This is a genomic window from Candidatus Avedoeria danica, assembly GCA_016703025.1.
In the GTDB taxonomy this organism is placed as follows: domain Bacteria; phylum Chloroflexota; class Anaerolineae; order Epilineales; family Epilineaceae; genus Avedoeria; species Avedoeria danica.
Genome location: JADJCV010000004.1, coordinates 2,200,012 through 2,221,039 on the forward strand (window position 1 = coordinate 2,200,012; position 21,028 = coordinate 2,221,039).

A 21,028-nucleotide genomic window follows, 5' to 3' on the forward strand; every position below is an offset into this window, starting at 1 on the left:
TGACTCCCCCCTGCCGGACGCTACACTTGCCCTACCCGTCCGGGCGGCCCGTGACGAACCGTGGTTGCGCGCCGGCCCGTCCGCCGCCCCTTCTGTCTGGATCACCGCTCCGATGCCGATGCCGTTCGATGATGCGCTGGCCGCCCTCAAGCAGGTCGAGCAGAAAAAGGACGATCTCGACGACGCGGCCCTCGAATCGGAACTCGATTCGGAAGCCGTGGCGGAGGACGATTCGGCGCCGGACGGCGACGCGCTCGCTGGCCTGGCGGACGACCTCGACGACGTCGATCCGATCCTCGCCCTCGGCGACGACGAGCCGCCGCTCGAAGTGTTGGCCGAGCTCGAGGACTTGGATCTTGCGTCCTTGGCCGAACTCGACCCCTTCCTCTCGGGCCGCGGCATTCGATCGACGCCGCTCGACCTCTCGTTCAGCGACGGCGACGATGCCGTCAGCCTCTACCTGCGCGAGATCGGCTCGATCCCGCTCCTGACCGCCGATGACGAGAAGAGCCTCGCCCAGGCCTACCAGGCCGGCCGAAAGGCTGCCGAGGACCTCGTCGCGCTGCGGGCCGAAGGCAAGACGGACGCGGTGTTGCAGGCCGCCGTCAAGAAGGGGCTCGATGCGCGCGAGCGGTTGATCCAGGCGAACAGCCGACTCGTCGTCCACATCGCCAAGAAGTACAACAACAACGACGTGCCGCTGCTCGACCTCATCCAGGAGGGCAACGTCGGCCTGATTCGCGCCGTCGAGAAGTTCGACTGGACGCGCGGCTTCAAGTTCAGCACGTACGCCACGTGGTGGATCCGCCAGGCCATCACGCGCGCACTGGCCGACCAGGCCCGCACGATCCGCGTGCCCGTCCACATGAGCGAGCAGATCGCCAAGTACATGGCCATCTTCCGCCGCCTCGAACAGGAGCAGGGCCGCGCCCCGTCGTTGGCCGAGGTGGCGACCGAGATGGGCGTCAGCGTGAAGCGCGTCGAGCACATTCGCGAGATCGCCCAGCGGCCGCTCAGCCTGGAGAAGAAGGTCGGCGACGAGGCGGACAGCGAGCTCGGTGAGTTCCTGGCCGACGACGACTCGCCGGACCCGACCGAGCAAGCCGGCCGCGAGATGCTGCGCGAGGAGATCGAGCTGATCCTGGACGACCTCCTGCCCCGCGAGGCCGAGGTCCTCCAGCTCCGCTACGGCCTGATCGACGGCAAGCAGCACACGCTCGAAGAGGTCGGCGAACGCTTCGGCGTGACGCGCGAGCGGATCCGCCAGATCGAGACGAAAGCGATCCGGCGGCTGCGGCATCCGACGCGGTCAAAGAAGCTGCGCGATTTCCTGCGGTAGGGGCACGGCATGTCGCGCCCCTACCCACCGGTGTCGGTCAAGCCGGGGTGGCGCCGTTAACGCGGGTGCTTACGGCGCCGTACCATACCCATAGAACCCCCGCCCGCTCTTCCGCCCCAGCCACCCCGCCGCCACCATCTGCCGCAGCCGCGGCGGCGCGGCGTAGCGCGGGTCCTTCGTCTCGTCGTACATCGCGTCGGCGATGAAAAGCATCGTGTCCAGCCCCACGAAGTCCATCAGCGTGAACGGGCCCATCGGGTGGCTCATCCCGAGCTTCATCGCGGTGTCGAAGTCTTGAATCGTCGCCACGCCGTCGTCCAAGGCGCGGATCGCGTCGAGGCCGTACGGGATGAACAGGCGGTTGACGATGAAGCCGGGCGCGTCCTTCTGGCATAGGACGAGCGTCTTGCCGAGCCGCTCGCCCAGCGCGCACGCCGCCTGATACGTCGCGTCGCTCGTTTGCAGGCCGCGGACGAGCTCGAGCAGCGGCATGACGGGCACCGGGTTGAAGAAGTGCGTGCCGATCACGCGGTCGGCGCGCGACGTGGCGGCGGCAATCTTCGTGATGCTGATCGATGACGTGTTGCTCGACAACACGGTGTCCGGTCCGACGAGGCCGTCCAGCTCACGGAACGTCGCCTGCTTGATCGCCAGGTCCTCGACCGCCGCCTCGATCACCCAGTCGCAGTCCGCCAGATCGGCCAGCTCCGTCGTGCCCCGCACCCGGTCCAACGCCGCTGCGTGCTCGTCAGCCGTGAGCTTGCCGCGCTCGAGCCCCTTGTCCAGCGATGTCCGCAGCCGCCCGAGCCCGCCGTGCAGCGCGGGCTGCGACACCTCGCGCACCACCACGTTCAGTCCGCTGCGCACGCAGACCTCGACGATCCCCGAACCCATCAGGCCACAGCCGACGACGCCGATCGTGTGGAGTTCGGTGGTCATCGCAGGCACTCCTGTTTGTTGCGCGACATCGGTCTTGAGCGACGCGGGTCGCGGGCAGAACGAATCGAGTCCGTCATGGTAGGTCGGACGATCACGCGGTCAAGGGATGTCACATCGCACACGCTGCCGCCGTATGAGTCCCCGTGACGTGAGGATCCCTCGCGTCCGCATTGGCTTGGCGGTGCGGCCGACCCGGTCGCACGCATTTGTAAGGAAGGAAACGCCATGAACACGCGATTTGAGTCCACCGGGCGCTTGCGCCCCCATCGTTGGCAGCCGATCTCGTTGTTTGTCGCGCTCGGCATCGCCGTCGCCGGCATCGCCGTTCCGGGCCGCGCCGCGGCGCAGGACGCCCTCGGCGGCGGCGCGACGGCCGACGTCTCGCTCGTCGACGCAGCCATACCTGCTCAGGCGCAGGCGCCCGTGCCGTTCGTCGGCACCCTGACGACCGTGCCGGCGGATGCCGCCGCACCCGCCGGCCAGCTTCTGACCGGCGCCTTCGGCGACATCGCCGACCTCGTCGACGCGGGCGTCGAAGCGCTGCCGGCGGGCAGCGCGGCCGCGCTGGGCAACGAGGGCGCGACCGCGGACGGCACCGCCGCCGCGTACACCCCGTACGTCGAGCACGCCTGGACGACGGACCGCTACGGCCGGCCGCAGACGCGGTTCAGCCAGGGCGACAGCCTGCGGTTCTACTTCACGGCGGTGAACCCGGCCCGGAACTGGCAGTCGGCCTACCTGCGACTCGCCGCCCGGATGGACATCGTCTGCATCACGACGCCGTGCCTCGCGCCGGAGACGGTGCTCCTGCAGGGCCACAAGTGGTTCCCACCCGGCCGCGCGACGTACTACCTGCCGGTGCGCATCGAGCGCGATGACACGGTCGGCAACTGGCGCTTCGAGGCGACCGTCGGCCAGACGCTGGCCATGGCGCGCTTCGAGATCGCCCAGGGCGACGGCGGCACGCCGGGCCAGAACGGCGTGATCGTCTACAGCGGGGCCGAGTACTCGGGCCAGGCGATCGTCGTCGGCGCCGGCAACTGGCAGCTGCCGACCGGCTTCCGGCCGCAGTCCGTGCGCTTCAGCGGCGCCTACGCCTACGGCTGGCGCGTCGACCTCTACAACACGATCTGCCCATTCGTCCCGCCGTGCACGTACCACTACGTGGCCACGTACGGCAGCGACCAGATCGACCTCGGCGAGGTCGGGACGGGGCCGTACCGGTTGAGCGTGCATCGGTAAGCGAACGATGACGCGGGTGATGATGCCCGTGAACGCCAGTGGGGGCGGGCCTTCGGGTCCGCCCCCGCTGTCGTTGGAGCCCCATTGCGTCAGGGCAACGGATCTGCGTCAGGGCAACGGATACCCGCCCGCCATCTCCTCCACCGCCCCGCGAATCCGCCCGATCGTCGCCTCGTCTTCCGGCCCGTCGAGCGCCTCGTCCATCCAGCGGGCGATCGTCCGCATGTCGTCGGGCGTCATGCCCCGCGTCGTGACGGCCGGCGTGCCGAGGCGCAGGCCGCTCGTCGTGAACGGGCCCTCGGGGTCGAACGGGATCGTGTTCTTGTTCGTCGTGATGGCGGCACGGTCGAGGCGCGCCTCGGCCGCCTTGCCGGTCAGGCCCTTCGGCCGCAGGTCGACCAGGACGATGTGGTTGTCCGTGCCGCCCGAGACGATGCGAAAGCCGCGCCCGGCCAGCGCGTCGGCCAGCGCGCGCGCATTGGCGATGATCGCCGCCTGGTAGGCCGCGAACCCCGGCTGCGCCGCCTCGTGCAGCGCGACCGCCTTGCCGGCGATCACGTGCTCCAGCGGACCACCCTGCAGGTGCGGGAAGACGGCCTTGTCCACCGCCTTGGCATGCTCCGCCTTGCACAGGATCAACCCGCCGCGCGGCCCGCGCAGCGTCTTGTGCGTCGTCGTCGTGACGACGTCCGCCGTCGGAACGGGGTCCGGGTGGAGCCGGGCGGCCACGAGGCCGGCGATGTGGGCCATGTCCACGAGCAGCTTCGCCCCGACCTCGGCCGCGATTTCGGCCATGAACGGGAAGTCGATCGCCCGCGGGTAGGCCGTCGCGCCCCCGACGATCAGCGCCGGGCGGTGCGCGCGCGCCAGCGCGGCGAAGGCGTCGTGGTCGATCCGCTCCGTCGCCGCATCGACGCCGTACGCGACGACCTTGTAGTCCGTGCCGCTGAAGTTCACGGGGCTGCCGTGCGTCAGGTGGCCGCCCTGGTCGAGGCGCATCGCCATGATGAGGTCGCCCGGCCGGATGAGCGCCCGGTAGGCCGCCATGTTCGCCTGCGATCCGGCGTGCGGCTGCACGTTGGCGTGCTCGGCGCCGAAGAGCGCCTTGGCCCGCTCGCGCGCCAGGTCCTCGACGACGTCGACGACGGCGCAGCCGCCGTAGTACCGCTTGCCCGGCAGCCCCTCGGCGTACTTGTTCGTCAGGACCGAGCCGACGGCCTCGCGGACCGCCCGGCTCGTGAAGTTCTCAGAGGCGATCAGCTCGATGCCCGTCCGCTGCCGCTCGGCCTCTTGGGCGATGAGGTCGGCGATCGCGGGATCGACATCGGCGAGCGCGCGCTGCAAGGACGCGCCGACCGTCGGCGCCACGCCGTCGGGGACGGGTGCGGGCGGATCGAAACGGTGCATCGGCGCTGTCGACATGTCCCGCATTGTACACTTGGCCCATGATTGAGACTCCGCTGGGTGAAGCGACCGACGAAACGACAGAGACGGCGATCGACGAGGTGGCCGTTGAGGCGCTGGGCGAGGCGAAGAACGACGCGCTCGACGTGGCGCACCATGCAGCGCTCGACGCAGGGCGCGCCATTGCGCACGACATTGCACACGACGCAGCGCTCGATGACGCGGCCGCCGAAGCACTCGACGCCACCGTCCTGCGTGACGTGGCCGCCGCCCGCGGCATCGACCTGACGGACGCGCACGTGGCGGCGTTCACCCGGCTCGCCGCCGAACTCGTCGACCACAACCGGCGCGTGAACCTCACGCGGATCACCGCCCCGGCCGACATCGCCGTCCAGCACATCGTCGACAGCCTGATCGGCTTGCGGGCGCTGCGCGACCTCGATCCCGAGCGGCCGCTGCGGGTCGTCGATGTCGGCAGCGGGGCCGGCTTCCCGGGGCTGCCGCTGGCCGTGTTGCGCCCGAACTGGCACTTCACGCTCATCGAGGCCACCGGCAAGATCGTCGCCTGGCTCGAACACGCCGTCACCGCCCTCGGCCTGTCGAACGTGACCGCGCTGCACGTCCGCGTCGAGGACGCCGGCCGAACGCGCGAGCTGCGCGAGCGGTTCGATGTCGCGGTCGCCCGCGGCTTGGCGCCGCTGCCCGTCCTCCTCGAGTACACGCTGCCGCTCGTGGCCGTCGGCGGCCGGGTCGTGGCCTACAAGGGCGCGGACGCCGATGCCGAGGTTGCCGCCAGCGTCAACGCGCTTTCCATCCTGGGCGGCCGATCGCGGCCGCGGATCGCCTATCGGCTGCCCGGCCTCGACCGGCCCCGGCACCTCGTCGTCGTCGACAAGCGTCGGCCGACGCCGCGGGCTTATCCGCGCAAGGCGGGGACGCCGGGGCGGACGCCGCTTTAGGGCGGAGGGCAGCCACTGGGGCCCGCCCCAACCGGGGGATGGGGGGGGCGATCGCGACCTATCGTCACGTTTCCTTATGGGGTTACGTCACACTGCGATGTCGCGCGCACCTCATTGACACCGCTCCGGCGGGCCGTACGCTATGTGCCATACTCTGTAGACCGCTCTGTGGACCGTCCACGGCCCCGCTCGCTCGGCGCCCGATCCGGTCGTTGCGCGTCGCTTGTTCTTCACATCTTCTTCACATCTTCTTCACCTCTGGGTCGCTACGTTTACGCACTCTTCCCGTGACGCACTCTTCCCGATAGGATCCCCCATGAAGCGATTGCCGCGCCTCGCCGCGCTGCTGGCCGCCGCCGTCTTGGCGTCCTGCAGGCCCGGCGACTCAGGTTCCACGTTGCCCGACGCCCACGGCACGACACCCGCCGCTGCCGCCGCCCCGGCCGAACATGCCCATGGCGCCGAGGCGTTGCCCGGCCTTGCCGCCGCCGAACACCCACAGCACCCCGGCACCGTCATGATGGCCGCCCGATTGGCGCAGATCGTCGCCGGCCTGACGCTGGATTCGGCCACGTACGAGAGTTCGATCCGTCTCAAGGCGCTGCAGAGCGCGCCGACCCCGGCCGACCCGCAACAGGCGTTCACGCGCGCCTACAGCATCGGCGTCGAACAGCTCGGCGCCGGCCAGTTCGAAGCGGCCATCCAGACGTTCGAGGCGCTGCGGAGCCAGCTGCGGCAGCAGAGCCAGAGCATGACGGACTCGGAGGCGCTGCGGACGCTCACGTCGATGATCGGCGTCACATGGCTGCGCTTGGGCGAGGTCCGGAACTGCGCCGTGAACCACAACGCCGACTCGTGCCTGCTGCCGATCCAGGGCGGCGGCGTACATCAGGACACGACGGGCGTGGATCGCGCGATCCCCGAGTTCGAGCTCCTGCTCCGGGTCGACCCGGACGACCTGACGAGCCGCTGGCTGCTGAACGTCGCCCACATGGCCCGCGGCACCTGGCCGGACGGCGTGGCCGAGAAGCACCGCCTCGACGCGAGCCTGTTCGAATCGACCGCCGACATCGGCCGCTTCATGGATATCGCCCCCGCCCTCGGCGTCGACGCCGCGGGACTGGCAGGCGGCGTGATCATGGACGACTTCACGGGCGACGGGAACCTCGACATCCTGAACTCGTCGTGGGGCGTCTCGGACCCGTTGCACTTCTTCGTCAGCAACGGCGACGGCACGTTCGAGGACCGGACGGCGGCGGCCGGCCTGACCGGCCTCACCGGGGGGCTGAACATCGGCCAGGTGGACTACGACGGCGACGGCTGGCTCGACTTCGTCATCTACCGCGGCGCCTGGCGGCTCGGCAGCACGACGTTCCCGAGCTCGCTCGTGCGCAACCGGGGCGACGGCACGTTCGAGGACGTCACCGAGGCGGCGGGCCTGCTGAGCTACCACCCGACGCAAGCCGGCGCATGGGCCGACTTCGACGCGGACGGCGACCTCGACCTCTTCTGCGGCAACGAGAACGCCGACGGGGGAACGACGCACCCCAACCAGCTCTGGCGCAACAACGGAGACGGGACGTTCACGGATATCGCCCGCGCGTCCGGCGTCGAGCTGCCCGGCTACACGAAGGGTGCGGCATGGGGTGACTTCGACAACGACGGCCGCCCGGACCTCTACCTCAGCCGAATGGGCCAGGACGACGTGCTCTGGCACAACGACGGGCCCGGCGAGGACGGCGCATGGCGCTTCAGCGACGTCACCGCCGCGGCCGGCGTGCGCGGCCCGCGCAACAGCTTCTCCACGTGGTGGTGGGACTACGACAACGACGGCTGGCTCGACCTGATGGTCGCGCCGTTCGGCCAACAGGGTGCCGACGTCCGCCCGGCCGCCGACACATTGGCCGGTTTGCTCGATGTCCCGACGAACGCCTCCCGCCTCGCGCTGTACCGCAACAACGGCGACGGCACGTTCGAGGACGTGGCCCCCGCGGCCGGTGTCGACGGCGTGTTCTACGCCATGGGCACGAACTTCGGCGATCTGAACAACGACGGCTCGGAGGACTTCTACCTCGGCACCGGCAACCCCGACTACCGGGCGCTGGTGCCCAACAAGATGTTCCTGAACGCCGGCGACGGCACGTTCGACGACATCACGACCTCCGGCGGCTTTGGCAACCTCCAGAAGGGCCACGCCATCAGCTTCGCCGACCTCGACAACGACGGCGATCAGGACGTGTATGCCGATCTGGGCGGGGCGTACGAGGGCGACTGGTACCCCAACTCCCTGTTCGAGAACCCGGGCCACGGCCAGCACTGGGTGACGCTGCGCTTGAAGGGCGACCGCGCGAACGGCTTCGCCGTCGGGGCGCGCGTGAAGGTGCGGCTGGCCACGCCGGCCGGTCCGCGCACGCTGCACCGGCTGGTGGGCACGGGCAGCAGCTTCGGCGCGAACAGCCTGCAGATCGAGCTCGGCCTCGGCGACGCGACGGCGGTCGAGGCCGTTGACGTGACGTGGCCGGGCGCCACCGCGCCCGAGGCATTCAGCGGCGTCGGCATGGACGCGATCTGGCAGCTCCGACACGGCACCGGCACCGCATCGCCCGTCGCGCAAGCCCCGTTCGGCCTGGGCGGCGGCGCGGGGACGGGCGAGCCGGCGGCGCCCTAGTACTCCGTCACTGGACACGCTTCGGATATCCGACGGAGGTAGTTGTCCGCAGACCCTGCAATGACAGAGTACAAGCCGGCCGCTTCCGTCCGGCCAACGGGCCGACGCCACCGCTCCGCTATCGGCGGTCTTCAGCCGCGAGCATCTGCTTCAAGAACGCGCCCTCCGGTGCCGCCAGCACCGTGCCGATCGGCCCGGACTGCGCGATCCGGCCGCCCTCGAGCACCATCAGCCGATCGGCGAGCGCCTCGGCGTCGAGCGGGTCGTGCGTGATCAGGACGGCGACGCCTTCGAACGCACCGAGCACGTCGCCGAGCAGCGCGCGGATCCGCCCGCGGGCCGGGCGGTCGAGCGCGGCGAGCGGCTCGTCGAGCAGGAGGAGGCGCGGCTTGGCGATGAGGGCGCGGGCGAGTGCCACGCGCTGCGCCTCGCCGCCCGAGAGCGCGCCGGGCCGGGCATCGGCGCGGTGGCCGACGCCGAGGTGATCCAGGGCGTCCATTGCGCGCGCCCGGGCCTCGGCGGCGGGCACTGCGCGAGCGCGCAGCGGGAATGCGGCATTCTCGACGGCCGAGAGGTGCGGGAAGAGCGCGAGATCCTGGAAGACGACGCCGATCGGCCGCGCCTGCGGCGGGACATGGACCGGCGGCCGGACGGCGCGGCCCCGCTCGTCAACGGCGGCGTCGTCCCACACGACGCCGTCCAGCGCCACGCGCCCCGTGTCCGGCCGGACGAGCCCGGCGATCACCGCGAGCAGCGTGCTCTTCCCGGCGCCGTTCGGACCGACGACGGCGCACGTCTCACCGGCCGCCGCGGCGAACGCGACGTCAAGGCACAGCGGGCCGCGGCGGAGGCGAACGCCGACGTCGAGGCTCACGCGGGCGATCTCACGCCGCGCCGAAGAGGCGCCGGTGGAGGGCGATGAGCACCGTCGCCGCGACGGCGACGAGGAGCAGCGAGACGACGATCGCGGCGTCCGGGTCCGTCTGCAGCAGCTCGTACACCGCCAGCGGCAGCGTCTGCGTGCGGCCCTGCAGGTTGCCGGCGAACGTGATCGTGGCGCCGAACTCGCCGAGCGCGCGCGCCCAGCCAAGTGCGACGCCGGCGGCGACCTGCGCGCCGAGGAGCGGCAGCGTGACGCGCCGGAGCGTGTAGGCGCGCGACGAGCCCATGACGGCGGCCGCGTCGTCCAGCCGCGGGTCCAGCGCCCGGAAGCCCCCTTCGACGGCCAGCGCCACGAGCGGCAGGCTGACGAACGTGGCGGCGACGACCGCGCCGGCCGTCGTGAACGGCAGCTGGACGCCCAGCTGAGCGAGCGGAGCACCGACGATCCCGCGCCGACCGAGCGCCGCGAGCAGCCCGACGCCGCCGACGACCGGCGGCAGGACGAGCGGCAAGAGCACGACCGGACGGACGACGGCCATCGCGCGATCCCCGCCGCGCGCCAGCCACCAGCCGAGCGGGAAGCCGAAGACGAACGCCGCGGCCGTCGCCGCCGACGAGACGAGGAGCGACAGCCTGAGGGCGGCCAATGTCGACGGTTCGCCCAGGACGTCCATCGCACGGCCCCACGGTGCGCGAGCGGCAAGACCGACGAGCGGCAGCAACAGGAACGCAACGGCGACGAGGGCAGCGGCGCGGGCGAGGGCAGGGGCGCGGCGGGTGGGGTGGGCGGGGCGGGCGGGGGAGGGCATGGCGGGAGTATACCGTGGCGGAACGGCGCGTCGCGGCGGCGACGGTGGTGCTCACGGCAGCGACGACGGTGGCCGAGGGGGCCGGGCTATCATGTGGCGCATGGCTATCCGACCGCCCTTCGGCACTGCGCTCCGCCGTGCCGCCGCCCATGCGCTGGCTGCCGTCGCCCGCAGCGTCGGGACGCTGCTGCTGTTGTGCGGCGCGCTCCTTGTCGTCGTCGGGCTCGGCGTGCGCCTGTCCCGGCAGCGGCAACTGGCAGCCGACGAACGGCTGCGCCTCGCTCCGCGGTTCGAGGACACGGTGGGGCAGCGCGTGTTGGGCGCAGAAGCCGAACGGGCGCCGCGGGCGACGGGCGCGGCAGTGCCGCCGGCGGCCACGGCGCCTCCGACCACCCGGCCACCGAGCACGCCGGGTGCGAAGCGCGTGGCGGACCGGGGACCATCCGTGTCGCTGGCGCCGCGGGTGGTCGTGTTCGGCGCAGCCGACGAACGTGGGGCGGCCAGCGCGACGCCGCTGCGGCGGTTTGGCAAGGGGAGGGGAGGGGCTGGGCAAGGAACCGAAGGGACCGAAGGGACCGAAGGGACCGAAGGGACCTATGGGACCTAGGGACCTATGGGACCTATGGGATCTACGCGACGCCGACTCCAGAAGCGTTGGGTGCGGATTCAGGCCCGGGCCGTGTGGCAGCGCCGGACCGGATTCTCATCCAATCGATTGGTGTGGATCGGCCGGTGGTGCCGATCGGGTGGACGACGGAGGTCGTAGACAACGCGACGTTGCGCAGCGTATGGCGCACGGCCGACGATGCCGCGGGCTGGCACGAGACTTCGGCGCCGCTCGGCGGCGTCGGGAACACCGTCGTCAGCGGGCACAACAACATCGCCGGTGCGGTGTTCCGGTCGTTGCACGAGCTCGCGGTCGGCGACACCGTGACGCTGCGCGCCGGCGCGGCCGAGATCCGCTATGCCGTCGAGCGGACGTTCATCGTCCAGGAGGACGGCGCCACGGACGACGATCGGCGGGCCAACAACCGCTGGATCGAGCCGACGGACGACGAGCGTCTGACGCTGGTGACGTGCTACCCGCCGTGGGGGAACACGCATCGGCTCATCGTCATCGCCCGGCCGGTCGTGTACATTCTGCCGACGGCGGTTTCCGATGCCGCCGCGACAAGAGCCGCTACGGGAGAGGTGCGATGACCGCAGGGACGCGCAGCACGGCAGCAAACGTCGACGACCCCCGCCGCGCCCTGCCCGCCGTCGACGCCCTCGCCGACGCCGCCGCGGCCGCCGCGCCCTCCACCACCGACGCCGGCCGCGGCCTGCTCGTCGCCATCGCGCGCGAGGTGCTGGACGACGCGCGGGCGCGGCTGGCGGGGGCCGCGGGTGGGAATCACGACGGCGTCGGAACTTCCCGCACGGACGACCTCGCCGCGCCGTTCGGCGTCGACGACCTCATCGCCGATGTCGTCGAGCGCACAGCCGCGATCTTGACCCCACGACCCCGCCACGTCGTCAACGCCACCGGCGTGATCCTCCACACCAACCTCGGCCGGGCGCCCGTCAGCCGTGCCGCGGCAGCGGCGATGGCGGAAGCGGCGGCCGGCTACAACGACCTGGAGTACGACCTCGCCTCCGGCCGCCGCGGCAGCCGGCACGACGTCGTCGCGCCGCTCCTCGCACGCCTGTCGGGCGCCGAGGCGGCGCTCGTCGTGAACAACAACGCCGGGGCGACGCTGCTCGTCGTCGCGGCGCTGGCGGCCGGGCGGGGCGTCATCGTGTCGCGCGGGCAGCTCGTCGAGATCGGCGGCGGCTACCGGATCCCGGACGTGATGGCTGCCGGCGGCGCGCGGCTCGTCGAGGTCGGGACGACGAATCGGACGCGGCTGGCGGACTACGAGCGGGCGATCGACGAGACGACGGCGCTGCTGCTGCGGGTCCACACGAGCAACTTCCGGATCACCGGCTTCACCGCCGCGGTCGGCCTCGACGACCTCGTCGCCCTGGGCCGCAAGCACGCCGTGCCGGTCGTCGACGATCTCGGCAGCGGCAGCTTCATCGACGTGGCGCCGTTCGGCCTGTCGCCCGAGCCCACCGTGCAGGAGAGCATCGCCGCCGGCGCTGACGCGGTGACGTTCAGCGGCGACAAGCTCCTCGGCGGCCCGCAAGCCGGCCTGATCGTCGGACGCGCCGCGATCATCGCCCGCCTGCGCGCCCACCCGCTGTGCCGCGCGCTGCGGCCCGACAAGGCGACGCTGGCGGGACTGGCGGTGACGCTGCAGAGCTATCTGCGCGGGCGGGCGATCGACGACGTGCCGGTGTGGCGGATGATCGGCGCTGACGTCGAGGGATTGCGGACGCGAGCGACACGGTGGCTGGACGATCTGCCGGCCACCGGCCGGGGAAGCGCGACGCTCTCCGTGCGCACGTCGTCGAGCGCGATCGGCGGCGGGAGCCTGCCCGGCGAGACGCTGCCGACGTTCGTGCTGGCCGTCGCAACGCCCCACCCCGACGCCCTCGCCGCCCGGCTGCGCGCCGCCGACCCGCCCGTCATCGCCCGTGTCGAGGACGATGCGGTGCTCCTGGACCCGCGGACGGTGTTGCCGGACGAGGACGAGCACGTCGTCAAGGCCCTACGCCAATCCCTCGCCCCGGCCCACCTCCCAACGTCCGCGTAGGGGCGACGCATGCGTCGCCCGCAGGCCGCTCGCTCCCGTCACTTCCCCCGCCCCCCCATCACCGCCGTGAACACCCCGAGCCCGATGAACGCCCCGCCCGCCACCCACCGCCCCGCCACTTGCGCCCGCCGCCCGCCGCCCCGCACCAGCACCGGCCCTACCGTCCCGGCCGCGACCGCGTAGGCCGAGTCCGTGCAGGCGGCGATGGCGATGAACAGCGCCCCGAGGGCCAGGCTCTGCGGCAGGGCCGGCGCGTCCGCGCGCATGAACTGCGGCAGGAACGCGGCGAAGAAGAGCGCGGTCTTAGGGTTGAAGAGGGCGACGATGACGGCGTCGCGGAACACGCGGCGGACGTCGGGTGCGTGGGCGAGCGACGCCGTCGATGCGGACGACGTGCGCGACGCGGCTGCCTGCGCATCGGCAGACACGACAGCCGACGCCACCGGCGCGGTGCTGCGGATCGTCTGCACGCCCATATAGACGAGGTACAGCGCGCCCGCGTACTTCACGAGCGTGAACGCCACGGACGACGCCGCGAACAGCGCCGCCAGCCCGATCGATGCCCCGAGCATGTTGCCGAGGTTGCCGAGCGCGATGCCCCCGACGGACGCGAGGCCGACGCGCCGGCCCTGCAGGAGGCTGCGGGAGACGATGAAGACGACGGCCGGGCCGGGGGTGACGGCGAGGACGAGGCTGGCAAGGAGGAAGGTGGAGAGGACCGAGCCGCTGGGCAGCCATCGACCGAGCCCAGATTCGAGCTGCATGATCCCCCCGGCCTGTCGACCGCACGGTCATCGACGCAGAAAAGCCCGCCCCGTACACCCGCACGGGACGACGAACTCGAGGCTACGCGCGTTGCCGTGGCAGAGCAACTCGCCGCACAACAGCCGCCGACGCCGCTATCATCACCGCCGCCCGACTTCCTCTCCCCCCAACCCGTGATCCTCCCCCTCCCCCAGACTTGGGGGAGGGGGTCGGGGGGAGAGGGCCTCCCGCAACCCGTCGAGGACCCCGCCCCATGATCCGCCTCCGCCGCCTCGTCGCCCGCGAGTTCCGCCAGCTGACCGACATCGACCTCACGTTCCCCCCCCGCGGCAGGATCCTGGTCCAGGGGAACAACGAGGCCGGCAAGAGCACGCTCTTCGAGGCCGTGTTCGTGGCGCTGTTCGGCAAGCCGCTGGACGGGAAGAAACTGGACGACTGCGTCCAGTACGGCCAGGAACAGGCGTGGCTCGAGCTGGAGCTCGAGCTCTCGGGCGGCAGGACGATGACGGTCACGCGCCGGATCCGCGCGACGGCCGCGCGCAACCGCTACGAGCTCGTCCTCACCAAGCCGGACGGGACGACGGAGACCGTGCAGGGCGCGCCGGTCAGCGAACGGATCGAGGCCGAGCTCGGGCTCGACGGCGAGGCGCTCCTGAACACGTGCTTCGTCGAGCAGAAGAAGCTCGAGAAGCTGGAAGGGATGGGTCTGCGGGAGCGCGAGCAGAGCCTGATGAAGCTCCTCAACCTGGACCGCCTCGTCGCCCTGGCCGACGAGCTGAAGGTCACGCGCGCCGACCAAGCCGACGTCCAGCGCCTCCGCGACCGCCTCGCCCTGGCCACGCTGCAGGCCCGCCTCCCCGCCCTCGACGCCGAGCTCTCCGCCGCCACCACCGCCCTCGCCCGCGCCGAAGCCGCCGCCGCCCTCGCCGCCGCCGCCGCCGAGCGCCGCGCCTTGGACGCGCTGGCCGCCGAACGCGCCGCCGCCGAGGCTGAGGCAAACCGCATCGCCGCGCGCGCCGCCGCAGCGGAGCGCCTGCGCGACGCGATGCAGGCGCTCCGCGAAGCCGCCACCGCCCGCGACCGCGCCCGCGAAGCCGTCGCCGCCCGCGTGGAGGCCGACCGCGCCGCCGCCGAGGCAACGGCTGCGCGCGACGCCCTCCCGGCCGTTGCCGACACGGGTGCGCGACTCGCGACGCTCGGCCGAAGGCGCGACGGGCTCGACCGGCTGGTCGAGGAGCGCGCGACGACGGCCCGCTGGGGCGAGAGTGCCGACGCACAGTTGAAGCGGCTGGCCGAGGCGCGGGAGGCGCTGAACGACACGCGGCGCGCGCTCGTCGAGGCGCGGGCGGCGGAGCGCGAGGCAGCGGGGGACGCGGAAGTGGCGGCGCAGGACGGGCGGGCGTTCGACGTGCGGGAGGGGCTCAAGGGGTGGGTGGAGGCGACGCAAGCAATGGCAAGCGGCGACGAGCCGGTCCGGGCCATCGCTGCGGCGCGGGCGGAACGAACGGCGGCTACATCGGCGTTGGGACGAGCGGCGCTGTTGCCGGCGTTGCTGGGAGTGGCCGTCGCAGCGGCGGGACACATCGTTCACCTGGCGGCGACGAGCCGCCTTGCTACGCTGCGAACCGCGACCGTAACGCCCCAGCCGATAGGTCCGTGGCCGACGCTGCCGGCCTCTCCGTTATGGGAATGGGCCGCGCTGGCGGCCGGGGCGATAGGTCTGGCACTTGCTGCTCGACGTTATGCTCAGATTCAAGGTGCGGCATCGCGCCTCGACCGCACCATCGCCCGCCTCGAAGGCGAAGCCTCGGTCGCCGAAGCACGCCGCACGATGTGGGCCGAGCGCCGCACCGCCGCCGAGCATCGCCTGCGCGAACTCAACGCCGTCGCCCCCACCGACCCCGCCCGCGCCGCCGCCGCGCTCGCCGAGCTGGACGCGCGCCTCGGCGACCGCAGCCGAACGGACGTCGCCGAGGCGCTCGAAGCCGCCCGCGACACGCGGTCGCGCGCCGCGGCGCAGATCGAGGCGCTCGTGCGGCGGGAGGCCGAGCTGCGGCAGCTGGACGGGCCGGTCGACGCGCAGGCGCTCGCCCAGGAGCGGGCGGCGAAGGCGGCGCGGGTGGAGCGGCTGGGGCGGTTCATCGAGCGCGCGACGGCCCACATCGGCCGCAGCGCGGCACGGCTGGACGTCGCACCCGATCGGGCGGCGATTCAGGAGGCGGTGGCGAGCATGCGCGGGCGGTGGGCGGCGCTCAGGGAGCAGGCGGATCGGCTGCCGGCGCTCGTCGCGGCGCGCGCCAAGTGGGAAGGCGAGGCGGCGGGGCGGTGGGCGGAGGCGGAGGGGTGCTGGCGGAACATCGAGTCGCTCGTCGCCGACGTCCGCGAGCGGGCGTGGCCGGCGTGGGATCCGGCGGCGAGCGATCAGGCGTGGGCGCAGCAGGCCGGGTGGCTGGCGGATGAATACGCCGCGGCCGGCGGGGATGCCGTGCGGGAGGCGCATCGGGCGGCAGCGACGAAGGCGGCGGGGGTGGCGGCGCGGCATGGGGATGCGGTGGGGCGGTGGCGGGGGACGGTGCGGGGGGTGGGGGCTTGGGTGGCGGGGGTGGTGGGTGGTGCGGGGGGGGATGGGGATGCGGGCGTCATGGGCGACGCGTTCGCGTCGCCCCTACGCGGGGGGGAGGGCGAAGAGCGGGGGGGGGACATCTTGGGGGTAGATCACGTGGCGGCGTTGGTGGGGGATGACGATCCGTCGGTGGAGGCGCTTGTTGCGGCGCAGCAGGCGCTGGGGCGGCATGGGGCGGCGGACATCTCCGTGTTGGTGGATCGGCGGGATCGGTTGGTGCGGGATATCGATGTCGGGCGGCATGAGCAGGCGCGGTTGGCGACGGCGCTTGGGCTGCGGGGGGAGGCGCTGGACGTCGGGGCGTGCCGGGTGGCGGTGGATGAGGGGGAGCGGGGGCTGGCGGTGCGGGAGAAGGCGTACCGGATCGTCGACGATGCGGGGCGGAGCGTGGTGCATCAGGTGCTGCCGAGCACGCTGGACTACATGCGGCGGCTGCTGCCGGCGCTGACGGACGGGCGGTACTACGACGCGCGGCTGACGGACGACTATCGGATCGAGACGTGGGACGAGCGGGCGGAGCTGTGGCAGAAGAAGAACCTGTTCAGCGGCGGCACGAAGGACCAGTTCTCGCTGGCGCTGCGCCTCTCGTTCGCCATGGCCACGCTGCCCGAGGAGCGCGGCGCGGCGCCGAGCTTCCTCTTCCTCGACGAGCCCCTCGGCGCCTTCGACGACCAACGAGCCAGCGCGCTCGTCCACCTGCTCACCGAGGGCGAGGTGGCGGAGGCGTTCGATCAGATCTTCCTCATCAGCCACGTCCGCGTGGACGACAGATTGTTCGACCACCGGATCGTGCTCGAAGCCGGCCGCGTCGTCGAAGGGGATATGTAGGGGCGACGCATGCGTCGCCCGCAGGCCATGCGCAACACGTGATGCCCCGGCCCAACGTCGGCCACAACGTGTGTGATACCACGGCCGAACGTCGGCGCGTATCGTGCGGATATCGGGCGACGCATGCGTCGCCCCTACGCGGGGGTGGGATGCGGGAGCGGCGGCACGGACATCGTGGACGGTGATCACGGTTGTCGTTCGGTGCTACGGTACCGTGAACCGCCCATACTCCCCCTCGCTCGGCAACCCCCGAATCGCCCACATCTCCCCCGTCGCCGGCCGCGCGACGACGGCGCCGCACGTGGCGACGTCCTTGGGGGGCTTGGGGCGCACGCAGATCGCGTCGGGGTCGCGGGTGAGGGCGATGAGGGCATCGACGGTGATCGGGCGCGTGGCGAGCATGTCGTCGGCGCGGGCGAGGCGGGCTTCCGAGGCCGCTTGGAGGTCGGACGGGCGGATCTGCATCACCGCCCGCGTCGACGGGGCGAGGCAGTGGTTCGTGTGGACGAGCGGGGAGGCGGCCAGGGGCGTGACGTGGCACGCGCTCGGGAAGGCCTCGACGTTGTAGCCGTCGCCGGCGGCGTCGAGGACCAGGTAGTTGTGCGCACCGGCGAGCGGCGCCTCCGTGATGCAACGCAGCGCGCCGGCGGCGGACGATGCCTGCAGCGCCCGGCGCACGACGAACGGCCACGTCACGCCGATCCGCCCGTCCGCCCCCGCCAGGTTGTTGATCCCGACGACGACGCCGGCCGCATTCAGGCCGATCATCCCGAGGCAGCCGGCGGACGTGAAGACGAGCGCCCGCGGCCCGTCGTCGGGTGCGATGTCCAGCAACACGACGTGCTCGGCCGCCGTGGCGTGCATGTCCCACGTCTGCGCGTAGAGCGCCGCGCCGTCGTCCGTCGCGCCGGCGGGCACGAGGCAGGCGGTGCAGTCGTCGATCGGGCGGGGGGTCGCCGTAGGCGGCATCGGCGCGCGGGGCGCCGTCGAGGCATCTGTTGTGGCCGTCGAACGACGATCCGCATCACCCGCCTCGAGGTTGAACAACGTGTCCGTGAAGTCCGTGAACCCGCCGGCGACGATCAGCTCCGCCACCGACAGCCCCGTCGCCTCCGCCATGCCCTCGAGTTCGGCGAAGAGGTCGGCCGCGTACGCGCGATGCGCCGGCACGCACGCTTCGGCCACCGCCAGCACGGCCGCGCGCGACATCGTCCGCCCCGACCACAGCGGGTCGCCGGCCAGCGCGACGCGTTCGGCGGCGAAGTGGCGGATCGCCCCGGCCAGCGCGGCGCCGTGCGCCCGGCCGATGGCGCGCGGGGCGCCGGCGAGGGTGAGGACGGGGGCCGGTCCGGCGGGGGGCATCGGTGGGCGCATCGAGAGATCCTCTGATTCGTCGTGACGTTCGGGTGCGGCGTCGACGCCGCAAGCATTCTAACGTTGTCGGATGCGATTGCCTGGCATATCGTCCTGCCCCAGCCGACCGCCCGCGAGGAGCCGCCCGATGATCCGCCCGCCCCGCGCGTCGATGACAACTCTCCGTTCCACCGCGGTCGTCAAGACCGCCGCCCTCGCCCTCTTCGCCCTTATCGCCGTCGCCACCTTCCTCGTGCCCCTCGCCCGCCCCGCCACCCACCCACCCACCGCCCGCGCCCAAGCCGTCGACCCGACGTGGATCGACGCGCCCGTCGACCAGTTCGGCGGCCGCGTGGCCGTGATGGCCGCTGGCGACGACCGTTCGACGGTCTGGCTGGGGCAGGGGCCGCGCGTGCTGGCGCTGAACGTGGCCGATCCGGCGGCGCCTCGGCTGGGGGGTCGTTCGGCGTGGCTGGACGGCTTGGTGACGGGGCTGGCGATCGACGGCGGGCGGGCGGTGGCGATCACGAGCGGCGCCGATAACGCTGGTGGACTGACTGTCGGCACCCCCGGTCGACTGGTCGTGCTCGATGTCGCCGACCCGGCAACTCCGACGATCGTCGGCACCGTCCCGCTGCCCGGCGTGTTCGGCAACCGCACCGCCGTGGCGCTGCGCGGCGGCATCGCGTTCGTGGTCCGCACGTTCACCGCGACGCTGCCCGAAGACGGCAGCCTGACCACCCACACCGGCTTGAGCATGATCGACATCCGCCAGCCCGACGCCCCGCGCATCGTCGTCGACGACATCGTGCCGCCGCCGCTGGAAGTGACGGACGTCGTCGTCATCGGCGACGTGCTGGCCGTAACGGTGGCCAGCGGGACGGACGATTCCGTCGGGATCATCACCTCGCTCCTCCTCTACCGGCAGGCGGGCGACGCGCCGCCGACACTGCTGACCGAGCACGAGAACCCCGCCTGGCGCGTGCTCGCGCGGGAGGCCGGCCCGGCGCCGCGCGCGATCGTGTACGGCCAGGGCAGCGGCGGGCTGGCGCTCGACATCTCGAACCCGTCCGAGCCGCGCGAAGTCCGGCGTTGGGACGGCTCGACGTGGTGCCATGACTGCCTGCGGCTGCTCGTGGGCGAGGGCGGCGCGGTGTCGATGGTCTCGCCGGGCGGCTTCGGCGGCGGCTACATCGCCTCTGTCGGCGCAGGCGGCCAGGTGGCGACGGCCCTGTCGCTGCTCGTCCGCCCGGCCGGCGGCGCGGCGGTCGTCGGTGAGCACGTCGTCTTCGCCGACGTCGGGGGCGACGTGCGCGTCCTCGACATGCGCCTGGCGTCCACGGCGCGCGGGACGGACCCGACCGTCGGCCGGCTGGCGCTGCCGGGCGACGCCGTGGCGCTCGCCTTCCGCGACGACGCCGACGACGCGCACGCCTACACCGCTTCGTGGGAGGGCGGGCTGCGGACGCTGTCGCTGGCCCACCCGACGCATCCGCCGCTCATCGGCGGCTGGCGGAGCGCCAGCTACCGGTCGTCGCTGGACGTGGCCGGCGACTGGGCGCTGACGTCCTACGAGGGCGAGGGTGACGCGCTGACGCGGGCGCTCGATGTCTTCGCGCTGGGGCGCCCGGAGGAACCTGCGCACATCGGCCGGCTGTACGACGGCCAGATCGGCCGCCTGCTCCACGCCGCCGGCCGCGACTTTGCGGTCGTGGCCGGCGCGCGCCGCGGCGGACAGGGCGAACCCGCCCCCGGCGCCGCGCTGGCCGTCTACGCCCTGACCCCGGCCAGCGCGACCGAGCAGGAACCGAGCGTCGCCGACGTGCCGTCGGGCACGCTCGATCTGCAGCAATCCGTGGTGGACATCGACATCCACGGCCAGCGCCTGGCGGCCGTCGGCCGCGAATGGACGCCGCCCGACGACCCGCAGTCGGGCCTCTGGATCGAGGTCATCGACCTGACGAATCCGGCCGCGCCCGCCCGCCGCCTCTCCGCCGCGCTCGACGTCCCGCCCGCCGCCTACTCGGACGGCCTGCCGCATGTCGCACTCGATGGCGACGCGGCCGTCGTCGTCACGCCGCTCGGCCCGCCCGACCCGTTCGACGGTCTGACGACTTCGTCCCTCGTCTCCCGCGTCGACGTCTCGGGTGCCGCGCCGCGCGTGACCGCCAGCGTGGCGCTGAGCGGCACGGTCGTCAGCGTCGCGATGGCCGACGGCTACGCCTTCGCCGGCCCGGTGTCGTGCGACGCGGCGGCGACGTGCGTGGTCGTTCTCGATACGGGCACGCCCGACGCACTGCGCGTCGTCGGCTGGCTGACGGTGCCGGCCGGCATGGCGCCGTACGCCCTCGGGCGCGACGCGATCGCGCTGCGCGGTCGGCACGTGTACGTGGCGGCGGACAACGCGGGGGTGTGGGTGTTCACACCGCCGTTGGACTGGGCGCGGCCGGTGGATCGGGCGCCGGTGTGGCTGCCGTGGCTGGGGCGGGAGGCGTCGCGGCCATAGCGGGGCCATGCAACGAAAGCACGATGTCGCGGT

General features: G+C 72.6%; 15 protein-coding genes. 9 read left to right on the plus strand and 6 right to left on the minus strand.

Features of this window, described 5'->3' with window-relative positions:
* Positions 1–112 precede the first annotated feature (112 nt).
* A complete protein-coding gene (locus IPG72_11890; GenBank protein ID MBK6769688.1) occupies positions 113–1,339 on the plus strand; it encodes a sigma-70 family RNA polymerase sigma factor in 1,227 nt (408 codons plus the stop codon).
* A gap of 69 nt (positions 1,340–1,408) precedes the next feature.
* On the opposite strand, the gene IPG72_11895 is transcribed toward IPG72_11890, so the two are convergent.
* Positions 1,409–2,278 carry a 3-hydroxybutyryl-CoA dehydrogenase gene (locus IPG72_11895; GenBank protein MBK6769689.1) on the minus strand — a complete coding sequence of 290 codons (870 nt, stop codon included), beginning with the start codon at positions 2,276–2,278 and terminating at the stop codon, positions 1,409–1,411.
* A 225-nt stretch (positions 2,279–2,503) separates the two neighbouring features.
* On the opposite strand from IPG72_11895, the gene IPG72_11900 reads away from it, so the two are divergent.
* Positions 2,504–3,520 (plus strand): hypothetical protein, encoded by a 1,017-nt coding sequence (locus IPG72_11900; GenBank protein MBK6769690.1) that lies wholly within the window; start codon positions 2,504–2,506, stop codon positions 3,518–3,520.
* Positions 3,521–3,628: 108 nt separating this feature from the next.
* On the opposite strand, the gene IPG72_11905 is transcribed toward IPG72_11900, so the two are convergent.
* A complete protein-coding gene (locus tag IPG72_11905) occupies positions 3,629–4,927 on the minus strand; it encodes a serine hydroxymethyltransferase (protein ID MBK6769691.1) in 1,299 nt (432 codons plus the stop codon).
* Positions 4,928–4,965: 38 nt separating this feature from the next.
* Here IPG72_11905 and rsmG point away from each other — a divergent pair, with 38 nt between their 5' ends.
* Both rsmG and IPG72_11915 read left to right on the plus strand, forming a co-directional pair.
* The gene (rsmG, locus tag IPG72_11910; GenBank protein ID MBK6769692.1) at positions 4,966–5,883 is read left to right on the plus strand and encodes a 16S rRNA (guanine(527)-N(7))-methyltransferase RsmG; all 918 of its coding nucleotides are present in this window, start codon (positions 4,966–4,968) and stop codon (positions 5,881–5,883) included.
* 316 nt (positions 5,884–6,199) lie between these two features.
* Positions 6,200–8,551: a CRTAC1 family protein gene (locus IPG72_11915; protein MBK6769693.1), complete on the plus strand. Its 2,352-nt coding sequence runs from the start codon at positions 6,200–6,202 to the stop codon at positions 8,549–8,551.
* Between the two features lie 118 nt (positions 8,552–8,669).
* On the opposite strand, the gene IPG72_11920 is transcribed toward IPG72_11915, so the two are convergent.
* Together IPG72_11920 and modB are read right to left on the minus strand one after the other, a co-directional pair.
* Complete coding sequence (locus IPG72_11920) at positions 8,670–9,425, minus strand: ATP-binding cassette domain-containing protein (GenBank protein ID MBK6769694.1); 756 nt, start codon at positions 9,423–9,425, stop codon at positions 8,670–8,672.
* A 10-nt stretch (positions 9,426–9,435) separates the two neighbouring features.
* Positions 9,436–10,242: a molybdate ABC transporter permease subunit gene (gene modB / locus IPG72_11925; GenBank protein ID MBK6769695.1), complete on the minus strand. Its 807-nt coding sequence runs from the start codon at positions 10,240–10,242 to the stop codon at positions 9,436–9,438.
* Positions 10,243–10,342: 100 nt separating this feature from the next.
* Between modB and IPG72_11930 the strand changes: the two genes are divergently transcribed.
* From IPG72_11930 to IPG72_11940, 3 genes are all read left to right on the plus strand, one after another.
* Positions 10,343–10,849 (plus strand): hypothetical protein, encoded by a 507-nt coding sequence (locus tag IPG72_11930; GenBank protein MBK6769696.1) that lies wholly within the window; start codon positions 10,343–10,345, stop codon positions 10,847–10,849.
* Between the two features lie 125 nt (positions 10,850–10,974).
* A complete protein-coding gene (locus tag IPG72_11935; GenBank protein ID MBK6769697.1) occupies positions 10,975–11,442 on the plus strand; it encodes a sortase in 468 nt (155 codons plus the stop codon).
* Positions 11,439–12,920, plus strand: coding sequence for an L-seryl-tRNA(Sec) selenium transferase (locus IPG72_11940; protein ID MBK6769698.1), 1,482 nt, complete (start codon positions 11,439–11,441; stop codon positions 12,918–12,920). The genes IPG72_11935 and IPG72_11940 overlap by 4 nt, the downstream gene beginning before the upstream one ends.
* A 38-nt stretch (positions 12,921–12,958) precedes the next feature.
* Here the strand turns inward: IPG72_11940 and IPG72_11945 are convergent, their stop codons facing one another.
* On the minus strand, positions 12,959–13,684 hold the full coding sequence (locus tag IPG72_11945; protein MBK6769699.1) for a LysE family translocator: 726 nt from the start codon (positions 13,682–13,684) through the stop codon (positions 12,959–12,961).
* 254 nt (positions 13,685–13,938) lie between these two features.
* On the opposite strand from IPG72_11945, the gene IPG72_11950 reads away from it, so the two are divergent.
* Positions 13,939–17,136, plus strand: a complete 3,198-nt coding sequence (locus tag IPG72_11950; GenBank protein MBK6769700.1) for an AAA family ATPase — start codon at positions 13,939–13,941, stop codon at positions 17,134–17,136.
* A gap of 204 nt (positions 17,137–17,340) precedes the next feature.
* Here IPG72_11950 and IPG72_11955 read toward each other — a convergent pair whose 3' ends face one another.
* Positions 17,341–18,510 (minus strand): hypothetical protein, encoded by a 1,170-nt coding sequence (locus IPG72_11955; protein MBK6769701.1) that lies wholly within the window; start codon positions 18,508–18,510, stop codon positions 17,341–17,343.
* 127 nt (positions 18,511–18,637) lie between these two features.
* Here IPG72_11955 and IPG72_11960 point away from each other — a divergent pair, with 127 nt between their 5' ends.
* Positions 18,638–20,995, plus strand: a complete 2,358-nt coding sequence (locus IPG72_11960; protein ID MBK6769702.1) for a hypothetical protein — start codon at positions 18,638–18,640, stop codon at positions 20,993–20,995.
* The last annotated feature ends 33 nt before the right edge of the window (positions 20,996–21,028 follow it).

What these genes read in the sequence shown, in the direction of transcription:
- IPG72_11950 (MBK6769700.1), top strand. Translation starts at nt 13,939, where the DNA reads ATGATCCGCCTCCGCCGCCTCGTCGCCCGCGAGTTCCGCCAGCTGACC.
- IPG72_11890 (MBK6769688.1), top strand. Translation starts at nt 113, where the DNA reads ATGCCGATGCCGTTCGATGATGCGCTGGCCGCCCTCAAGCAGGTCGAG.
- IPG72_11930 (MBK6769696.1), top strand. Translation starts at nt 10,343, where the DNA reads ATGGCTATCCGACCGCCCTTCGGCACTGCGCTCCGCCGTGCCGCCGCC.
- IPG72_11895 (MBK6769689.1), bottom strand. Translation starts at nt 2,278, where the DNA reads ATGACCACCGAACTCCACACGATCGGCGTCGTCGGCTGTGGCCTGATG.
- modB (MBK6769695.1), bottom strand. Translation starts at nt 10,242, where the DNA reads ATGCCCTCCCCCGCCCGCCCCGCCCACCCCACCCGCCGCGCCCCTGCC.
- IPG72_11955 (MBK6769701.1), bottom strand. Translation starts at nt 18,510, where the DNA reads ATGCGCCCACCGATGCCCCCCGCCGGACCGGCCCCCGTCCTCACCCTC.
- IPG72_11945 (MBK6769699.1), bottom strand. Translation starts at nt 13,684, where the DNA reads ATGCAGCTCGAATCTGGGCTCGGTCGATGGCTGCCCAGCGGCTCGGTC.
- IPG72_11905 (MBK6769691.1), bottom strand. Translation starts at nt 4,927, where the DNA reads ATGCACCGTTTCGATCCGCCCGCACCCGTCCCCGACGGCGTGGCGCCG.
- IPG72_11940 (MBK6769698.1), top strand. Translation starts at nt 11,439, where the DNA reads ATGACCGCAGGGACGCGCAGCACGGCAGCAAACGTCGACGACCCCCGC.
- IPG72_11915 (MBK6769693.1), top strand. Translation starts at nt 6,200, where the DNA reads ATGAAGCGATTGCCGCGCCTCGCCGCGCTGCTGGCCGCCGCCGTCTTG.
- rsmG (MBK6769692.1), top strand. Translation starts at nt 4,966, where the DNA reads ATGATTGAGACTCCGCTGGGTGAAGCGACCGACGAAACGACAGAGACG.
- IPG72_11960 (MBK6769702.1), top strand. Translation starts at nt 18,638, where the DNA reads ATGATCCGCCCGCCCCGCGCGTCGATGACAACTCTCCGTTCCACCGCG.
- IPG72_11900 (MBK6769690.1), top strand. Translation starts at nt 2,504, where the DNA reads ATGAACACGCGATTTGAGTCCACCGGGCGCTTGCGCCCCCATCGTTGG.